Below are 18,336 nucleotides of genomic sequence, written 5' to 3'. Positions count from 1 at the left end.
TCTGGGGAATATATTGTTTCTTTGTCCTATAATTTTGTTCCATGTTCCGTAGAATCCTAGGTTACATATTCATTTTACTTTCAATTACGGCATTCTATCAATGTGCAAGAAAAGGAACGCCCACAGGTGGGCCAAAAGATGTTACTCCCCCTGTTCTATTACGTGCCGAACCTGAGAACATGAGTACCAACTTTGAAGGAAAAAAAATACGTCTCTATTTTGATGAGCTTGTAAAATTGGAGAAAGTACAGGAGCAATTGATTGTTTCACCTCCCTTAAAATATCAGCCATTGTTAAGCCCTCAGGGTGGTGCCAACAAATTTGTTGAAATTGTCGTACAGGATACATTAAAGGAAAATACGACCTATACCATAAATTTTGGGCAAAGTATCGTAGACAATAACGAAGGAAATCCAAACCCATTCTTAACCTATGTTTTTTCCACGGGCGACTACATTGACTCCTTGGAACTACAAGGTGTTGTGAAGGACGCTTTCAACAAAGAGGCCGATGATTTTATCAGTGTAATGCTTTACAGTATCGATTCCAGTTATACAGATTCTACCGTTTACAAAAGACCTCCCAATTACATTACCAACACCTTGGACAGTACGATCATCTTTAATTTGAAAAACTTAAAGGAAGGAATCTATGCCCTTTTTGCGATAAAGGACCAGACCAAAAACAACGTTTTTGACCAGAATACGGATAAAATCGGGTTTATTAAGGATACCGTCCGGCTACCAACGGATTCCATTTACCTTATAAATCTTTTTAGGGAAGTCCCGGACTACGGTATTGCCGTTCCCACTTATGCGGCAAAAAATAAAATCAGCTTTGGATATTACGGGGATGGGAAGGATATAGAACTGAATACCATTTCCCCTATTCCGGATACCGTGAAAACAAAAATCCTAAAAGAAAGGGATAAGGATACCCTGAACTTTTGGTTTACACCGTATGATATGGATTCCCTGTTGTTTACAGTGAAGAACGAGCGCCTAAAACTTATAGATACGTTTAAGGTGAAAAGTAGGAAGGTGGGCATTGATTCCCTTAAATTGACTCCCAGCCGTACTGGTACATTGAACTTTGGGGAACGCTTTTCACTACTGGCGAACACGCCCATAGAATCCTTAGACACTACAAAAATTGAGGTGTTCAAGCAGGATACTTTACAAGTAATCCACACCGCGGTCCTGGACTCTTTGGAAAATCAGGTTAATATTGAGTTCAAGGTGGATGCGAATGAAAAATATAAAGTTCAGATGATTCCTGGTGCTATTGTGGACTTTTTCGGTACAACAAACGATTCCATCAATTTTAACCTGAACACCAAGAGTTATGCGGACTACGGAAACCTATCTGTTAATTTAACTGGTGAATCTATAGAATACCCAGTAATACTTGAACTGACCAACGAAAAAGGCGAGGTGCAAAGGACGCAGATTGCAACAGAACCTAAGGTTTTTGAGTTTAATCATATAAGTCCCGGAAAATATTTAATCCGAGCCATTTTCGATACAAACAATAATGGACAATGGGATACGGGAAACTACCTCAAAAGAATTCAGCCAGAAAAGGTGTCCTATTACCCTACTACCATTGAGATGCGCGCCAACTGGATAGAGAACATTACTTTTACAATTCTTAATTAATTACTTATCAAATGAATAGAATTTTCTTTTTAATCCATTTTTTATTTACCATTGTCTCTACATGGTCGCAACCTAATTTAGTAAATGAAGAAGGAGGAACCTTTCAAACAGGAAATTTAGACGTTCCTTTTTTAAGAGTTTCTGAAATAAGCGGTAATAAGATTGTGGGTAGTATCTACATAAGTGAAGAATGGGAACAAGGTACCATTATAGATTTATCAAATAAAAAAAGAATAAAAATACTAGCGCGCTTTAATGTCTATCACGGTGAAATAGAAATTTTAAAGGATAAGGAAATTTCGGCGTTGTATCCCACAAAAGGAATAAAAGTTCAATTAAATGGAAAGAATTTAGTCCCCCTTCACCTAGGAAAAAGAAATAAGCCAATTTTTGCTGAAATCCTTGCTCAAGGAAAATACAATCTTTATAAGGTTTTCGATATTAAGATTAACAAAGCACCATCAGACGCCAAACTTTTAAATATTGAAAGTGTAGATAAAGTCGAAATAGTTCATCAATTCTATTTTAATAGAGAGGAAGGACAGGTGGCAGAACTACCCACAAACAAACGAACCATGAAATCAGAGTTGCCTTCCAGCATTATGGAAATTCTTAAAAAAGAAAAATTATCCGCTAGAAAAGAGGAAGACTTGATTAAGTTATTTTCAATACTTAACTCACAGTAGCCGGAACATATCCCTGTCCTGAAGGAATTTTAAATTGTCCCTGGTTTTGGATATGTGTCTTTTATCAATTGTCACTTGAAGAATTTCTTCCTTCTCCGAAAAAACCAATTGTTGACCAAGTGCATCATAGGCCGCTGAATGTCCAACATACTCCAATCCCTTTTCATCGCTACCTATCCTATTCACCCCTATACAATAGCTCATATTCTCAATAGCTCTTGCCTTTAACAAGGTATCCCAGGCTTCAATCCGCGGTTTGGGCCAATTCGCTACATACAATAGAACATCGTAATCCAACGTATTTCTACTCCAAACAGGAAACCTTAGGTCGTAACAGATCATAAAGTTCAATTTGAAACCTTTATAGTTAATAATCAAATGTTGCTTACCGGCCTGATATTTTTCATTTTCTCCTGCCAATGTAAAGGTATGTCGTTTATCATACTGCCAAACCTCACCCATTGGGGTAACAAAAAAAAGTCGGTTATAATGAAGTCCGTTTTCAGTATAAACGATGCTACCTACAATGGCGGCCTTTGTTTTTTTGGCCATTTCCTTCATCCAATTTACCGTGATTCCTCCTTCTTCAACATCCAAATTTTCGGGAGACATGGTAAATCCGGTAGTAAACATTTCTGGAAGAACGATTAGATCCACATCATTTATAGTATCGATCTTGGCGGCAAATGAATTCCTGTTCAAGGCAGGCTGCTCCCAAATAATGGGAGATTGTATTAGGGTAATCTTAAGTTCGTTTTTCATGTTGTATCAAGTCTTCACACTATACTTTAAGGAAGTTGCCCATTCAATTACCCTTGCAGTAAATCGATTAATTTAAGGTTGCCTTTTGTTTTCGCATGGTTCAATGCCGTATTACCTCTCTGATCCTTTGTACTTTGGTCGGCACCATTTTTAACTAAAAGCTTGGCAATCTCATATTTATCGAACATGGCTGCATAAACAAGAGCCGTGGCCCCCATGGTGTTCTGTACATCCAATTTTGCCCCGTTATCGATCAGAAGTTTGGCAATTTCCAAATATCCTTTAAAACAGACCCCCATTAATGGGGTGTTTCCGGCAGCATCCTGCGCATTAATATCCGCCCCGTAATCAAGTAACAATTTGGTTATTTCTAAACGGTCGTAATAGGTAGCCAATAACAGCGGAGTGGAGCCCCTTTCATCTTTGTAGCTAACAAGCCCTGGATTATCGTTTAAAGCATCTTGTACACCTTCCAAATTTCCGTTCCTGATATAATTGTAAATATTGTGTTCCATTAGTATGGTAAAAAATAGGGTTTTGTCAAAAAATACTTTTTAATATATTAATTATAAACGCTGATTTAAAGCTCATATATTCAAATATCATATTAAAATTAACAAGTCGCCTACTTTATTCTATAATCTAGGCTTATGATTTTTGTCAATTTAACTAAAAGCATTCAAAACCTGATTTTTATCAGTGAAGGTGTGGTTATAATTCTTAGTTTTACGCCAATTTTTAGAACAAAACAAACCATACTTTAATAGGGATAATTTTTCCCTGATATGGTTCCTTGGATTTTGAGTTTCGATTTTCATGAGTAGGATTGATAGCTGTTGTATAATTGATGATGATGAGTTTTTTGCCTTCAACACAAAAAAACTCATGAAGCAAATAGGGTTTTGTGAAAACGTTCTCTGGTATGCAGATGGACAGGAAGCCATAGATAGTCTTATTGGACTTTTGATTGAAAACATTCCACTTCCACAAATCATATTTTTAGACCTGAACATGCCCAACAAGGATGGATGGGCCTTTTTGGAAGAGTTTCAAAACATTCCCAAACACCAACGTGAAAATGTTAAGGTATATATTGTTAGCTCCTTTGTAAGCCCTGAGAATATGGCAAAGGCACATAACTATGCTTCCGTAACTGCCTATTTGGTCAAACCCTTAACGGCCGAATCCTTAGAGAAGGTAGCGTAAGTTAGCGTATTCCTGGTGAAAAATCGTCTGGGGCCAGTTGAGGCAAATTGACCGTACCCGCCTCTCCGGAATCGTTGAATATTTGCCATTCAGAGAACATATATACCGGACTCCCTGCATTAACTTCCAAATTTCGTACCGCTCGACCGTCCTCAAACTCATGATCGGTTCCCGTACCATCTTGGCCTATTACGCCAAAAATATCTATCACCGTTCCAAAGGGATCGACCAAGACGAGGTTGTCGTCACCATTGGAATCCGCGGGTGAGTTGGTTCCCGCATCCACATCAGGTAAAAATCCATAAACTTGTTCAAAAACCAATGGATTGGGCGATATCAATAACGTACTTTCCCCATCAATAACATGTCCCGTTAATTCCGTTGAGGAGCTCACCGTTTCACTATCATTGGTATACCGAAGGATTTGCCAACCTTTTAGGGATAATGGGGCCGTATCTGAATTGTATATTTCCACAAATCTGGCTTCCGGATCGTTATCAGGGTCCGCCAATTCCGAAAAGAAAATAGTGTTGGAAGTAAATTCGTCCACGAAATCCTCGCACCTTTCTTGGTCAAATTCAATATCGGTCAAATCCCTTATAACCAACTTAAAGTCACTTCCGTCCTTAACGAGGACCCCGGTGATACTTCCACGACCTTCGGGAAGCAAAATGGATTGAAAATCCGCAAAACCACTATTTAACAAAATCAACTCATTATCCTCACAATCTACAAGTAGACGTTCCGTTTCGGCCTCCGTTTCGGCAAATAAGTTGCCCAATTCCGCTGCTGAAAACTCCAAATTTTGAAATTGCACCAACGTGCCTGCATTGTTATCCTGCAAGTCCGGAATTGTGAGTACATCCGGTTGCAAAATGGCTCCTTCACCACAGGCTACAAAGATATGCTCAAAGATTTGGTTGTAAGGCAATCGCCCAACGGAAACATTCCCAAAGGAGGTAAATACTCCGCCAATTTTAAACTGATTTCTAGTACGTCCCAAGTACAATCCTTTCAGCTTGATCAAAATCTTGTTCCCAACCTCAAAAAATAGATGGGAATCCAGCATTTCTATTTCTATCTGAAGTCCATCGGTGGGGTTATTGGTGCTGTTCTGAAAATACAGTACGCTGAAAAAGTTGTTTTGGGCATCGGAAGAAATCACATATCCTTCGATGACCCAATCCTCCTGGATTTGAAGCGTTTCGTCCTGATAGTATTCCTTAAGTTCCTCGATACTGATGTTCGCGACCAGATTTGATTCACAGGCAGGCTCCAATTGCTCAAAATCCTTGTTCTTTACGCAGGCAAAAAGCATACCTACCATAAGTAAAAATATGGTCTTTACAATGAGCCGGTAGTATGTTTTAGAAAGATGTGTCATCAAAAACTTAGGGCTATGTTTAAAAAGAAGGTCCTTCCGTAGCCATACCAATATTTTGGGGCAAAAGAAGGGGTACCGCTCAAATTGTCCTGTCGTAACTGACCAAAGTTGCCATTGCGGCTTTGTTCATAGCCACCGGTTCTAAAAGTGGTATCGAACAAATTGTTCAAACTGGCGAAAACACCTAGGTACTTCCCGTTTTTCAACCACGATTTTCCTCCCACAAGATTCAAAAGATAAAAGTTGTCCAAGGATTTCTGTTCCAAAAGCGCGTCCACATTTTCTTCTGTTGCATCGGGAAAACGTTGCCCCGTCTCAGGGTTCAAAACAAAGCTATCCGTTCTCGTTATTGTGGAAATATTGGCATAGTTATTCGCAAGGTAATTGGCGGTGACACCTACCCACCAGTACTTGGGATCTCTATATTCCATACCGAAGGCAAAGGCCTGTTGTGGTCCCTGACCCAATTTATAGCCCTTTAGCTTTGCAGGCCCCAAATCCTGGAATCCCTGGACATTGATCAGTTCTTCCTCCGCCGATGCCGTGTCAAAATTAATGGTCACCAAAGGATCACTGGCATACACATATTTTCCGATGGAGGAAACCAATGACAGTTTTACCGTTGAGGATACCTGGTATTCCAGCCCCAATTCCGTTCCAAGGTGCAATTTGTCCAAACCCGTCAAAACCTCTTGGACAAAATCCGATCCAACACCCGAGTCCACAAAGAAAAAGTTGATATCGGTAATGTTTTGAAATCGGGTGTAATAACCGGTTATCCGACCCGTAAGATTGGGCAAACGAAGGAAATAGTTGATATCCAAAGTGGAAACGGTTTCGGTCCGCATGTTGGGTACCAAGGCATTGGACTCCCTTGGGTTAACGAAAACATTTTGAAGCAACGGTGCCCTTTTGATGAAGGCCCCTTGCATAGTGACCCAATGTCTTCCGGTTATTGCGTGGGTAAGACCTCCTTTGACCCCAAAATTTGAAAAAGTTATGTTCCTGCTTGCGCCCAAAGAATTTTCCAGAAACCGTTCATTCTGAAATTTACCTGTTCTTTGATATGCTTTCCGATTGAATTGTCCAGCCAAAAAGAACTTCCACTTGTTCAAGTCGGCCGAAATCTGCGAATAGGCCCTAAGTTCATTAGCCTGAAATTCGTAATTATACCCAAAGAAATCCCCTTCCCTTTTTTCCAAATTGGAATCGATGTCATTTCTGGTATTGGAAAAAGGGTCGATATCCCTGTGAAATTCGGCCCCCAACAGATCATCCACTTCGGCGAAGTTTTTGGATTTTAAATATCGGTTCATGATACCAAAATCGACCTTTATGTTTGGGTCCCATTGGAAATTACCGTTCAAATTGGCCGTAAACTGGGCATCAGAAACCACATCGTCATAGAGTACATAAACAGCTTCGCCGCCCAGGGACGAGTTCGCATTGGCGCTGTATACGTTTTGCCAATCCAATTGCGGATCTTTTAGAAAACTATTCTTGGCCATTTCTGCACTAATGAAGTTCGCACCAATAGGACTGTTGACATAAAAGCTGGGCAGGTACCTGTAGTATGTTGGGTCTGGATTTGGGGCATTGTAATACCCCAGCCTGCTTCGTTTATGGGTTCCATTTTGGTAGACCAACCCAAGGGATAGGTCCAGTTTATCGGCATTATAAAAATAATTGAACAACACCATAGGTTCTGAAATGAAGCGTTCCCGAGAGTTCCTTATTTTACCATCCTGTAGCCCCCAATACGGATTGTATTTGTTACCCATCAAACTGAACACCTCTTCCGTAATGGCGGACGACCGGCCCCTTCTATTACTTGTAAATATGCCGGATAAGAGAAAACTGTGGTTGTCATCGAGCTCATATTCCAACTGACCGCTTAATGAATAAGCATCGTACAGGGTTCCGTCAATGAAGCCTTCTTTCGCCCATCTTCTGGAACCGGACAGTACATAGGCAAATCCATTTTCCTTCATTCCGGAATTATACGTCGCCATCAATCTTCCCGCGTAGGTTCTATTGGAGGCCGATGTTGAAATACGTGTTCCCGGTCGTAATCCGGAGGGTCTCAAATCGATATTGGTATTGCCCAAAATACCCCCAAAGGTATAGTCCGAAGCATCCAGCCCATTCGAGTATTCCTGGTTCCTGGTAATATCGTTCAGCCCGCCCCAATTATTCCACTGGGGGCGACCATCGAACAATTTGTTCATGGGGACACCGTTCAACAGCACCTCCCCTTCTTGGGCATCGTACCCTCGAACCCTAAAAAAAGCCTGACCAAAATCAAATGCGGCCCTACTTAGAAAAACATCCCGGGTTGCCTGCAAAAGTCCTAAAGTGTTGGATGTGGATTCATCGTCCAGCAGTTCTGCATCGGTAAGGGTGATTAGATTGTCCTGTTGTTCAACAGAAATATCCCTTTTAAGGAGTATGCTGCCAAGATTAAGCGACTTTCCGTCAAGCACTATTGGGATTCGTTTGGATTCGTAATCCTGAAAGGTAATTCTTAGAATATAATCGCCCATAAGGTCCGTCTCAAGGGCGAACTGTCCATCCACATTGGTCCTAACTTCTATGGATTTCCCCTCAATACGGATGCTTGCGCCTTCAATTGCCACATTGTTATAAGAAGTAAGGACGGTTCCAGACACGGAATAACTGGTTTGTCCGAAAACAGTATTCATTAAGACAAAAATCGGTATAAGAAATATGCCCTTGTACATTATGGTTGGTTAGTGCAAACCCTAATATATTTAAAAACAATTGCTTAAGTCGATTTTTTGTATAAAAACCATATATTTCGGTACTAATGACACCTTATTGAGGCATTTATTATCGTAACCTAAATACCTTACTTTGAAATTTTTAAAACTTGATTGAATAAATTAGTAAGAAACTCATGAAGAAGGTCGGCTTACTTTTAACCCTCTTGTACACTTTGTTCAGCTTCGGACAAATGCAAAAGAATTATCAATTACGAACCATTGCCTTCTACAATCTAGAAAACCTGTTCGACACCATAAATGACAGTTTGGTGTATGACGATGATAGAACACCCACGGGAAAGGATAATTGGACCGAAGAGCGCTATTGGAAAAAGATTGAAAATCTTTCCAAGGTCATATTCGATATTGGTTCCGATAATAACCCATCGGGTCCCGATATACTTGGTGTCTGCGAGGCGGAAAATCGAAAGGTACTCGAGGATTTGATCAACCATCCAGCCCTTCAAAAAAAGCAATATGGAATAGTACATTTTGATTCCCCCGATGAACGCGGAATAGATGTAGGGCTTCTCTATACGAAGTCCTCTTTTATCCCTATATCCTTTGTAAGCAGAAGATTGCTTTTGACTAATGAAGAAGGCTTTAGGGACTATACCCGGGACCAATTGGTAGTAGAAGGGCTTTTGGACAATGAAAAAATCTATGTAATCGTAAACCATTGGCCCTCTAGAAGTGGCGGAGAACTTAGAAGCAGGCCTTATCGATTGAAGGCCGCTGAATTGAACAAGAGAATTATAGATTCTCTGCGATATTTGGATTCCAATGCAAAAATTGTAAGTATGGGAGATTTTAATGACGACCCTATAAGTCCCAGCTTTAAAAAAATATTGAAAGTAAAGGGAAAGGAGAAACAATTGGATTCAACGGGCCTCTTTGGGCCCATGGAAAATTTATTCAAAAAAGGCATCGGTTCGTTGGCCTATAGGGACAAATGGAACCTTTTTGATCAAATATACCTGACCGCCAACTTGCTCAACAACCCAAAAGGATACCGGTTTTGGAAGGCCGATGTTTTCAATCCACCTTACTTGATCGACCCAAAAGGAATCTACAAGGACTATCCTTTACGTACCTACGCTGGCGGAAGTTATATTGGGGGATATAGTGACCATTTTCCTGTATATGTGCATTTGATACGGAAAGTCAAATAAATATGAGTTCAAAACTATAATTCCTTTATTTGTAGGTGGATGTAAATAGGACATTTAATGCCTCTATAAATGTAATCGAGAAATTCTTATAAAAACCGTAAGGCTCAAGTAGGTCTCGCATCTAGTCTCCGCTCGATGTGACAGCAAGACCTGAAATTTACCCAAAAATCATGAATGTAGAATAGATGACGATTCCTATAGTAAACTCAAGTTAAATAAGCATCCTAATAAAATCTATTAATCCAAAGGCGTCAATTCAATATTTTTCCATTTCACCTTGATACCCCCTCCATCGTGAATTTGAAGAAGAACGGAACCTTCCCCTTTACCAATTATTCGGTCCTTAAAGGAAACCATTTCCGTACCGTTGAGCCACGAGGTTATTTGTTTGCCATCTACCTTGATAGTCATGTGGTTCCAGTCTCCAAATTTTAAGGCCACATCCTTTTCAGGCTTTGGTTTCTTCAACCATTGCCTTCCATAGGACTCGTAAACACCACCCGTAAATTTGCCCGGTGGTGCGACCTCCACTTGCCAACCACTGACGGTAGTTCCTTCAACACTGGATCTGATAAAGACACCGCTGTTGCCATCGGCTTCCTGTTTAAAGTCCAGATCGAGAATGAAGTTTTTATATTCCTTTTCAGTGCCCAAATATCCATAGCCTGCATCCGGACCGCTTTCGCAAATCAAAAGCCCGTCTTCCACATACCATTTTTCGGTTCCAAAAACTTCCCAGCCATCCAAATTTTCACCGTTGAACAAGGAAATACTTTGGGCTTTAAGGAGACTGCCACAAAAAATCAATAAAACGATAGCCACTAATTTCTTCATGCCCCTAATTCTTAAAACCATTGACTCCATGGAATCCTACTTAAAATCAATATCAGACCTATTCCATAAAAAATGGCTATACTCTTGAACTTTTTATCGCCCTCAACAAATTTCTTGTGCCTGGACCATCCTATGGTTATGGCGGCAATGGCCAGTATGTTTATAAAGGGATGTTCAACGGCCAATAATCTAGCCGCGGAGGTTAGTCCGCCCATACCAAACTCCTGGATGGCGTTCAATCCGCTAGGGGATATAAAGTACAGAATAAGGCCTACCAATAATTGAATGTGGCAGATTATCAAAGTGAAGAGACTTAAGCGTAAATCTTTATTCATGGTGAAAACTCGTTTGCTAACTAATCCGCTTATGGCATTGACTACGGCAATTAATAAAATTGCCAACGCTACATAGGCCAGATAAGAATGCAGCATTTGAATGGTTTCGTACATACTGTTGGTTTAAATGAATTTTAAAAATAGTGATTTTTGGGCATAAAAAACCCCGCATAAAGCGGGGTTTTAATTAACTTATTAAAGACTAGTTGAAAAGGTACCTAACGCCCACTTGCAATCTCCAAGCGTCCAGAACATTGTTTTGAACCCTATAACTTTCTGATGGGAAATCTGTTGTACCTCCTACAGTGTTGAATCTATAGATAGGCTCATTGGAAGCATTTCTACCACGATAGTTCAAGATATTCCTTTGCAAGAAAGTTTGTCTCACGCCCCAATCCGAGTTGAACATATTACCTATGTTCAAGAAGTCCATGGAGAACTGCAACTTGTTTTTGCCATTCTTTGTCAAATCAATATCCTGTGTCAAGCGCATATCGTACCGATTAATCCAAGGCAATTTGGCACCGTTACGCTCAGTCACTTCACCACGCTTACCGCTCAAATACTCATCATTATCAATATAATTGTTCAACAAATTGATTTGCGCTTGTTCTGTAATTACCTGTCCATCCAGAGTATATTCCTCAAAATTAAGCTCCGAAGCATCATTTGGAACGTACATCAACCTATCCGCATTGTCTCCAAAGTTACCAGAATAGGTGTAGCTATAACGTCCATTTTCACCGCCATCCCAAAGTACACTGATGGTCGTCCCTCCCTTTTGATAGGCTAGGTTGGCAATAAAACGGTTGGGTTGGTCAAAACGAGCAAAACCAAGTTCAGGATCGTTTCTATCTTCTTTTACTTGCGCTTGCCATAAAGAACCTGCCTGAGATCCACCGCCAGTATCTAAATCTCTAGCTCTTGAAGCGGTATACGCTATACTGGCATAAAAACCATTATCAAACTGCTTCTGCAATTGGGCTGTCAAGGAATAAGAGAATGCCTTTTCAGATGCGTTGGTCAAATAGAACACGTTTCGGAAATCAGCATCGTTGCTGTAGCCTCCGTCCCAATAAGGGCGTTGATCAGGACCGGCCAAATTACCATCGGGCTCCCTTAAAACAGGATTATATACGATAGGTGTTGCAACATCCCTAGAATAAATAAAGTCCAAGGTTCCGGTAATGCCCCAAGGCAGTTGTTGGTCTACACCAATATTGGTACGCCAAACTTGTGGCAACTTGAACTCTGGATCCGTCAAGTTCAATTCATTTGACAACGTTTGACCAGGATTGGCAGGATTGCCAAAGGTAACATCTGGGTTAAATTGATAGTTAGGACCCAAAAAGTCTACGGCATCCTGGCCTTCAAAGCCAAGACCACCACGTACCACGCCCGATCCGTTTACCTGGTTGCTCAACCATACGAAAGGAATACGGCCCGAAAATATACCTGTTCCACCGCGTACTTGGGTCTTCCCTTCACCGTTTACGTCCCAGTTAAAGCCGACTCTTGGAGACCATAATGGTCTAACTTTAGGAAACTGGCTTACATCTGGAGTAAAAGTATTACCATCTTGATCTGTAAAGGTCTTGTTCAAGTCATCCAAAAGGTCATTCCTAGGAATATCGGTTGCATAGAAAGGAAAATCTATGCGCAAGCCTCCCGTTAATTTGAAATTATCATTTACTTGATACTCATCTTGGAAATAAATACCAAACTGCCCAAATTTAACCTCATCCACAGGCGGTGTAGTTGAGCCGTCCAAAGCAAAACTTTTGGCAAAGGCATCCGGGTAGGCTCCAGGAGTACGGTTAATAACAGTCTCTACAAAACTGTCATAGCTGGTAAACCTGTAGAATCCATTGAAAACAGGGTTAAAGGCATTTTTAAATGTCATATACTCAAAGTTTGCACCTATAGTATAAGTATGGTCTCCTGAGTAGATTGAGAAGTTATTCGTTACGTTAAAGACATTGTTCTCCAAAAGGTTACCAACGGTAAATAGTTCATTACCCAAGGCAGTGTAATACAGTAAGTTGCCAGAAGGATCCGGTTCCAAGACCTCGATAAACGGAAACGCTTGTCCCCCAGGAATCCCCCTTTTGGGGTCGCTGATGGCCGTATAACCAATATTCAACTGATTGGACATGTTATCAGAAACTTTGGAGTTCCATTCTCCTACCAAGGACTCCACTAAACGATCGTTGGTATAGTTGGCATTGGCAAAGGTCATGGCCTCAACCCCAAAACGGTTGGTATTTCTGTAGCGAGTCGCTACAAACCTGTTTGAATTTCCATTGATACTAACATCAGCAGAAGATTCATATCTATTGTAACGCAAAGAAAACTTGTTGTTTTGGTTCAAATTGTAATCCAATCTAGCATTGAACCTTGTCTGCTCAGATGCAAAAGGGTAGTTTTCATAAGGCCCTGTTTCGTAGCCATATAGGTTCTGCATACTCTCACGAATGAAGTCCAACTCAGAAGCAGGCACCCTGGAGATGGTCTGTGCATCAGGAACCAAACCGGGTCGCAAAGCCCTCCTCTGAAAACTGGGAACTGCCTCCTCCTCTTCTTCATAACTTACAAAGAAAAAGAGTTTGTCCTTAATAATAGGGCCACCTAGGCTAATACCTTTAATATCGTTTTGGGAATCTCCAAGTTCCAATTGAACATCCCGTAACTTATCTCCTTGCATCTGATCATTACGTAATAGGTAATAAACGGAACCTCTAAATTCATTAGTTCCAGACTTGGTAACGGCATTTACGGATGCGCCAGTAAAACCGGATAAACGAACGTCGTAAGGTGCCAAGTTCACTTGAACTTCCTCTATGGCATCCAACGATATAGGGTTGCCACCTGCAAATTGGGCACTTCCCAAACCAAAGTTGTTGTTGTAAATGTTACCATCTATGGTATAATTATTAAAACGGCTTGAAGTCCCTGCAAAAGAATTCCCACTACTCTGTGGTGTTAAACGTGTAAAATCCTCAATGCTCCTGCTAATAGTAGGCAAGGCGTCTATTCTATCCCTTGAAAGGTTTGTTGCCGGTCCTGTCCGGTCCGGGTCAATAATCTCCCCTCTTTGAGAAGTTACGACAACCTCCTCTAGTTCAACACCTTCAGATAATGTAACCTTTAAGTTATAACTTTGTCCCAAACCAAGGGTAATCCCTTCAAAAGTCTTATCCTGAAAACCAACATAGGTTACTTTTACTGTGTATGGCCCCCCTACACGTATGTTTGGCAGGTAAAACCTTCCCTCTTCATTTGATATGGCACCATATACGGTTCCAGAAGGAGTATGGGTCGCAACGATGTTCGCACCAAATAATGACTCACCTGACTCATCTGAGACAGTACCTTGCATACTCGAGGTAGTTACCCCTTGTGAAAACGCAGTCACGGTCAATAGAAATGCCGCAATTGCAAAGTAGATTTTTTTCATTTTTCTAGTATTTGTTAGTTTTATTAACCGGTGCAAAAGTCTTCCATTTTTAGACTTCCAACGTTAAGACAACGTTAAATCACCTCCATAAACTTACATCAAAAAAAATAAAAAAATAGCTGATTATGAAGAAGTTACAAAGTAATATCTTTAAATATGATTTATGTAGGTTAACTCTTAAAATATTGCAATAATCGCAATGTGGAGCTATCGTGGGAGGTGATTCCATCACCCTCTATATCCTTTAAAATAGTACCGGCCAGTTGTTTTCCCAGTTCAACACCCCACTGGTCGTAACTAAAGATATTCCAGATGATTCCCTGTACAAAGATCTTATGCTCGTATAAGGCAATCAAAGCACCCAGACTTTTTGGGGTCAATTTATTTATTAAAATGGTATTCGTGGGCTTATTGCCTTCAAACACCTTGAATGGCACCAATTGTTCAATTTCTTTTTCAGGCACTCCTTTATCCTTCAGTTCCGATATTGCTTCTTGAAGGGTCTTCCCGTTCATCAAGGCTTCCGTTTGGGCAAAAAAATTGGCCATCAATTTATTATGGTGATCGGTATCTCCATATAAAGAATGCTTGAAGCCGATAAAATCGGTTGGTATCAATTTGGTCCCCTGATGGATCAACTGAAAGAAAGCGTGCTGGGAATTGGTTCCCGGCTCCCCCCAGATAATGGTCCCCGTCCCATACCCGACGCGCTTTCCATTTCTTCCCACACTCTTACCATTGCTTTCCATAATTCCCTGTTGCAGATAGGCGGAGAATCTGCTTAAATACTGCGTATATGGAATTATGGCTTCTGTTTCTGCTTGATGGAAATTATTGTACCAAACACTTAAAAGTGCCATTATAACCGGTAAGTTTTCCCTGAATTCCGCTTCCCTGAAATGAACATCCATTTCGTTGGCTCCAAGTAACATGGAATCAAAGTTTTCGTATCCAACCGCCAGGGCGATGGAAAGACCTACGGCGCTCCATAACGAGAATCTACCTCCAACCCAGTCCCACATAGGAAATACATTCGCTTCTGAAATTCCAAATTCCGCAATTTTTTCGGTATTGGTAGAAACGGCGGCAAAATGTTTTGCAATATCCTCTTGGGTAGCGTGCTGCAAAAACCACTTCTTAATGGTAGTGGCGTTGCTTAATGTTTCCTGTGTGGTGAAGGTTTTGGAAACCACTACAAATAAGGTGGTTTCAGGATGTAAAGTTTTCAAAATTTCATGAACGTGATCTCCATCTACATTGCTAACAAAATGTACGTTCAAGTGATTTTTATAGAATTTCAAGGCTTCGGTCACCATCGCCGGTCCTAGATCCGAACCTCCTATACCAATATTTACCACATCGGTAAAATTCTTTCCCGTGTAACCTTTACTGGTACCGTTTATTATGGACTCCGTAAATTCCTTGATATGTTGCTTCACTTCGAATACTTCGGGAACCACATTGACACCATCCACGTAGACAGCATCGGTTTTCTTGGCTCTCAAAGCTGTATGCAATACGGCCCTTCCTTCGGTTTGATTGATTTCGTCTCCGTTGAAATACTTGGCGATGGCGTCTTTTAATTCTACCTCATCTGCCAAATCCAAAAGCAACTGTAACGTTTCTGTAGTTATTCGGTTCTTGGAAAAATCCAAGAGAAAATCGTTCCAGCTGACGCTGAATCGCTCGGCCCGACTTTCATCCCCACCGAACAGTTCCTTCATATGAAGGTTATTCGAAGTTTTATAATGTTCTTTTAGTTTGTTCCAAGCATTGGTGGTAGTTGGGTCAATGTTATTTAGTGCCATTTAGTTCATTAAGTGTTAACAAATCATCTTCTTCAATCCTCTCTGGGTAGACTATACAGTCCAGTTGTTCCTTTATCGGTTCTATATGGGCGAAATAATCCGGTCGAAGGGAATCGGCCAACGGTTCCGCCAATGGAAGTTCTTCCTGCAAGGGGTCTACTTGCCTCCCGTTTTTCCAGAAGCGATAGCAAACATGGGGGCCTCCGGTATTACCGGTCATGCCCACCCAGCCAATTACATCGCCCTGACGTACAAACTGACCCTTTTTCACGTTCTGATTTTTCATGTGAAGATATTGGGTCGAATAGGTCTCGTTATGTCTGATTTTCACATATTTACCGTTACCGCCCCTCCTGGTGGATTCCGTTACGGTACCGTCAGCGGTGGCAAGGATGGGAGTTCCAATAGGAGCGGCATAATCCGTTCCCTTATGTGGCCTTACCTTATAACCATAGTAGCGAATTCTTCGTTTAAGATTGTATCTGGATGATAATCTCCCAAATTCAACGGGCATTTTAAGAAATGCCCTTCTAAGGTTATTTGCCTCATGGTCATAATAATCCAACTGACTTTTCAAGGTGTCGCCTTCATATGAAAAAGCATATAGAGGAATCCCATTGTGTTCAAAATAGGCAGCTACCAAGGGTTCTGAACCAGCGTATACGGTATCATTGATATATTTCTCCTTAAATATAATTTTGAACCTATCGTACTTTTGAAGCCTTGAAAAGTCAATCGTCCAAGCAAAGACATTCGCAAGGTTATGCGTAACGCTGTAATCGATACCTTGAGCCAAAATAGCCTCGGACAAATTTGTCTCTATGATGCCCGAAACTTCCCTTTCCACATACTTGACCCTCTTCTTCCCTTTATACACTTGCACGCTGTCCCTAAAGTCCACTACCGTATAATCAATGGGGTTGTTTTGGTATATGAAGACCTGTGCCTGCTCTGAAGTGTCCTTAGCTTTCAGTATTAAATACGGTTTACCAACACGTATCTTACGAACATCGAAGGTATCCCGAAATTTTTCCGAGATCGTTGCTATTTTAGGATACTCCACCTTATTTTTTAGCATCAGCTCCCCAAAACTATCACCGTATTTAATGGTATCCAAATGCACGTTAAATTCCTCGAAATTAAATCCGAACCTGGTGATAATTGGGTCTTCAACAGGACTGATTTTTAATTCATCATGGTTTACGACCACTTTTTCTTCTTGACATGCCCCTAACAAAGCCAACGTAAATAGTATGCCCCAATATTTTCGCATGAATCTATGTATTTATTTTATTGGGGTTGTAAATATGGTCGACCCATTGTTTGCCCCAGTCATTTAGTTCCTCTTCCGTATAGATATCCGGAAAGAATACGATTTTTTGAAAACTTGGCGGAAGGTAGTCCTTCCAATTGGTTCCGCCTGTAGCACTTATATCCCCTGATTCCTTTCCTAAATATCGATGGGCGGAGCCCATGTGCATCAACGGCCAATTTACATTGGCGTTTAGGTCCATCGTCTTTAAAGCCTCCAAAAGCTCCTTATTTTTTTTAACTTCTGAAGGCAAAGCTACGTATTTATGATATATGGTGTTGTTCAATAATTGCTTGGCCGTTCGTACCAATCTTGGTGTATATCTATATTCAAATTGTTTTAAGGTCAATGTTTTTTCTCCCGTTGATATGTCCGTTGCACCTTTCTTCCAATAAATATTTTCATAAAGCTCCTCAATGGAATTATTGGAGGAGAATTGGTCCCGTTGCGACTCGTGTACCAAATTTTCTAGAGGCGTGGCATAGATTTCTATCATCCTAAATTGGGCGGATTGAAAACCACTTGCGGGCAAAAGGGCCATCCTGTACTGGAGGAACTGTTCCCGCTCCATACCCTTTATCATGATGCTGAAAGAGGAAATGAGCGCGGTGTAATAACTATTGATGCGTCGCAGTCTTTCTACAAAAAAGTCAAGGCTCTGCGATTTGTCGTCCACCAGTTGCTTTTGCTCATGTAAAATGAGCTTAAAGTACAACTCGGTAATTTGATGGTACATGATGAAGATTTCCTCGTCCGGGAAATGCGTTCGGGGCACTTGAAGACTTAGAAGGGTATCCAAGTGGATGTAGTCCCAATAGGTTAAATATCGCTGATATAATAAGCCGTCCAAATAAGAGCTTAAATCCTGGCCAGAGTCCCTATACTTTTCCTCAAGTTTTGAAATCTGGGATTTGACCCGCTCCTTATCGTCCATTCTTA

14 protein-coding genes are annotated in these 18,336 nt (G+C 40.8%); 4 read left to right on the top strand and 10 right to left on the bottom strand.

Annotated features, from left to right (window positions below; genetic code table 11):
* Positions 1-41 precede the first annotated feature (41 nt).
* Entirely contained in the window at positions 42-1,658 is a 1,617-nt protein-coding gene (locus F0361_RS07840; RefSeq protein ID WP_154917925.1) for an Ig-like domain-containing protein, read from the top strand.
* Between the two features lie 11 nt (positions 1,659-1,669).
* The gene (locus F0361_RS07835) at positions 1,670-2,344 is read left to right on the top strand and encodes a hypothetical protein (protein WP_154917924.1); all 675 of its coding nucleotides are present in this window, start codon (positions 1,670-1,672) and stop codon (positions 2,342-2,344) included.
* Here F0361_RS07835 and F0361_RS07830 read toward each other — a convergent pair.
* Positions 2,336-3,106: an amidohydrolase gene (locus F0361_RS07830; protein WP_154917923.1), complete on the bottom strand. Its 771-nt coding sequence runs from the start codon at positions 3,104-3,106 to the stop codon at positions 2,336-2,338. The two genes, F0361_RS07835 and F0361_RS07830, sit on opposite strands and share 9 nt — an antisense overlap.
* Positions 3,107-3,153: 47 nt before the next feature.
* On the bottom strand, positions 3,154-3,621 hold the full coding sequence (locus tag F0361_RS07825) for an ankyrin repeat domain-containing protein (protein WP_154917922.1): 468 nt from the start codon (positions 3,619-3,621) through the stop codon (positions 3,154-3,156).
* A 301-nt stretch (positions 3,622-3,922) separates the two neighbouring features.
* Between F0361_RS07825 and F0361_RS07820 the strand changes: the two genes are divergently transcribed.
* Positions 3,923-4,312, top strand: a complete 390-nt coding sequence (locus F0361_RS07820) for a response regulator (protein ID WP_154917921.1) — start codon at positions 3,923-3,925, stop codon at positions 4,310-4,312.
* A gap of 1 nt (position 4,313) precedes the next feature.
* On the opposite strand, the gene F0361_RS07815 is transcribed toward F0361_RS07820, so the two are convergent.
* Both F0361_RS07815 and F0361_RS07810 read right to left on the bottom strand, forming a co-directional pair.
* Complete coding sequence (locus F0361_RS07815; RefSeq protein WP_154918527.1) at positions 4,314-5,696, bottom strand: DUF5689 domain-containing protein; 1,383 nt, start codon at positions 5,694-5,696, stop codon at positions 4,314-4,316.
* Positions 5,696-8,398: a carboxypeptidase-like regulatory domain-containing protein gene (locus F0361_RS07810; protein ID WP_246160832.1), complete on the bottom strand. Its 2,703-nt coding sequence runs from the start codon at positions 8,396-8,398 to the stop codon at positions 5,696-5,698. The genes F0361_RS07815 and F0361_RS07810 overlap by 1 nt, the downstream gene beginning before the upstream one ends.
* A 215-nt stretch (positions 8,399-8,613) precedes the next feature.
* Between F0361_RS07810 and F0361_RS07805 the strand changes: the two genes are divergently transcribed.
* Positions 8,614-9,651 carry an endonuclease/exonuclease/phosphatase family protein gene (locus F0361_RS07805; protein ID WP_154917919.1) on the top strand — a complete coding sequence of 346 codons (1,038 nt, stop codon included), beginning with the start codon at positions 8,614-8,616 and terminating at the stop codon, positions 9,649-9,651.
* Positions 9,652-9,888: 237 nt separating this feature from the next.
* Here F0361_RS07805 and F0361_RS07800 read toward each other — a convergent pair whose 3' ends face one another.
* The 6 genes from F0361_RS07800 to F0361_RS07775 form a co-directional block, all read right to left on the bottom strand.
* On the bottom strand, positions 9,889-10,485 hold the full coding sequence (locus F0361_RS07800) for a 3-keto-disaccharide hydrolase (protein WP_154917918.1): 597 nt from the start codon (positions 10,483-10,485) through the stop codon (positions 9,889-9,891).
* A gap of 11 nt (positions 10,486-10,496) precedes the next feature.
* Entirely contained in the window at positions 10,497-10,934 is a 438-nt protein-coding gene (locus F0361_RS07795) for a hypothetical protein (protein ID WP_154917917.1), read from the bottom strand.
* Positions 10,935-11,022: 88 nt separating this feature from the next.
* Complete coding sequence (locus F0361_RS07790) at positions 11,023-14,277, bottom strand: TonB-dependent receptor (protein ID WP_154917916.1); 3,255 nt, start codon at positions 14,275-14,277, stop codon at positions 11,023-11,025.
* A 170-nt stretch (positions 14,278-14,447) separates the two neighbouring features.
* The gene (gene pgi, locus F0361_RS07785) at positions 14,448-16,085 is read right to left on the bottom strand and encodes a glucose-6-phosphate isomerase (RefSeq protein ID WP_154917915.1); all 1,638 of its coding nucleotides are present in this window, start codon (positions 16,083-16,085) and stop codon (positions 14,448-14,450) included.
* On the bottom strand, positions 16,072-17,358 hold the full coding sequence (locus F0361_RS07780; RefSeq protein ID WP_154917914.1) for a peptidoglycan DD-metalloendopeptidase family protein: 1,287 nt from the start codon (positions 17,356-17,358) through the stop codon (positions 16,072-16,074). The genes pgi and F0361_RS07780 overlap by 14 nt, the downstream gene beginning before the upstream one ends.
* A 4-nt stretch (positions 17,359-17,362) precedes the next feature.
* Positions 17,363-18,331, bottom strand: coding sequence for a tryptophan 2,3-dioxygenase family protein (locus F0361_RS07775; RefSeq protein ID WP_154917913.1), 969 nt, complete (start codon positions 18,329-18,331; stop codon positions 17,363-17,365).
* Positions 18,332-18,336 lie beyond the last annotated feature (5 nt).

The organism is Maribacter flavus (genome assembly GCF_008386635.1).
Classification (GTDB): Bacteria; Bacteroidota; Bacteroidia; order Flavobacteriales; family Flavobacteriaceae; genus Maribacter; species Maribacter flavus.
This window is presented reverse-complemented; position numbering and strand designations above follow the sequence as displayed.

Coding starts and splice junctions, on each gene's coding strand:
- F0361_RS07840 (WP_154917925.1), top strand. CDS start 42: ATGTTCCGTAGAATCCTAGGTTACATATTCATTTTACTTTCAATTACG.
- F0361_RS07835 (WP_154917924.1), top strand. CDS start 1,670: ATGAATAGAATTTTCTTTTTAATCCATTTTTTATTTACCATTGTCTCT.
- F0361_RS07830 (WP_154917923.1), bottom strand. CDS start 3,106: ATGAAAAACGAACTTAAGATTACCCTAATACAATCTCCCATTATTTGG.
- F0361_RS07825 (WP_154917922.1), bottom strand. CDS start 3,621: ATGGAACACAATATTTACAATTATATCAGGAACGGAAATTTGGAAGGT.
- F0361_RS07820 (WP_154917921.1), top strand. CDS start 3,923: ATGAGTAGGATTGATAGCTGTTGTATAATTGATGATGATGAGTTTTTT.
- F0361_RS07815 (WP_154918527.1), bottom strand. CDS start 5,696: ATGACACATCTTTCTAAAACATACTACCGGCTCATTGTAAAGACCATA.
- F0361_RS07810 (WP_246160832.1), bottom strand. CDS start 8,398: ATGAATACTGTTTTCGGACAAACCAGTTATTCCGTGTCTGGAACCGTC.
- F0361_RS07805 (WP_154917919.1), top strand. CDS start 8,614: ATGAAGAAGGTCGGCTTACTTTTAACCCTCTTGTACACTTTGTTCAGC.
- F0361_RS07800 (WP_154917918.1), bottom strand. CDS start 10,485: ATGAAGAAATTAGTGGCTATCGTTTTATTGATTTTTTGTGGCAGTCTC.
- F0361_RS07795 (WP_154917917.1), bottom strand. CDS start 10,934: ATGTACGAAACCATTCAAATGCTGCATTCTTATCTGGCCTATGTAGCG.
- F0361_RS07790 (WP_154917916.1), bottom strand. CDS start 14,277: ATGAAAAAAATCTACTTTGCAATTGCGGCATTTCTATTGACCGTGACT.
- pgi (WP_154917915.1), bottom strand. CDS start 16,085: ATGGCACTAAATAACATTGACCCAACTACCACCAATGCTTGGAACAAA.
- F0361_RS07780 (WP_154917914.1), bottom strand. CDS start 17,358: ATGCGAAAATATTGGGGCATACTATTTACGTTGGCTTTGTTAGGGGCA.
- F0361_RS07775 (WP_154917913.1), bottom strand. CDS start 18,331: ATGGACGATAAGGAGCGGGTCAAATCCCAGATTTCAAAACTTGAGGAA.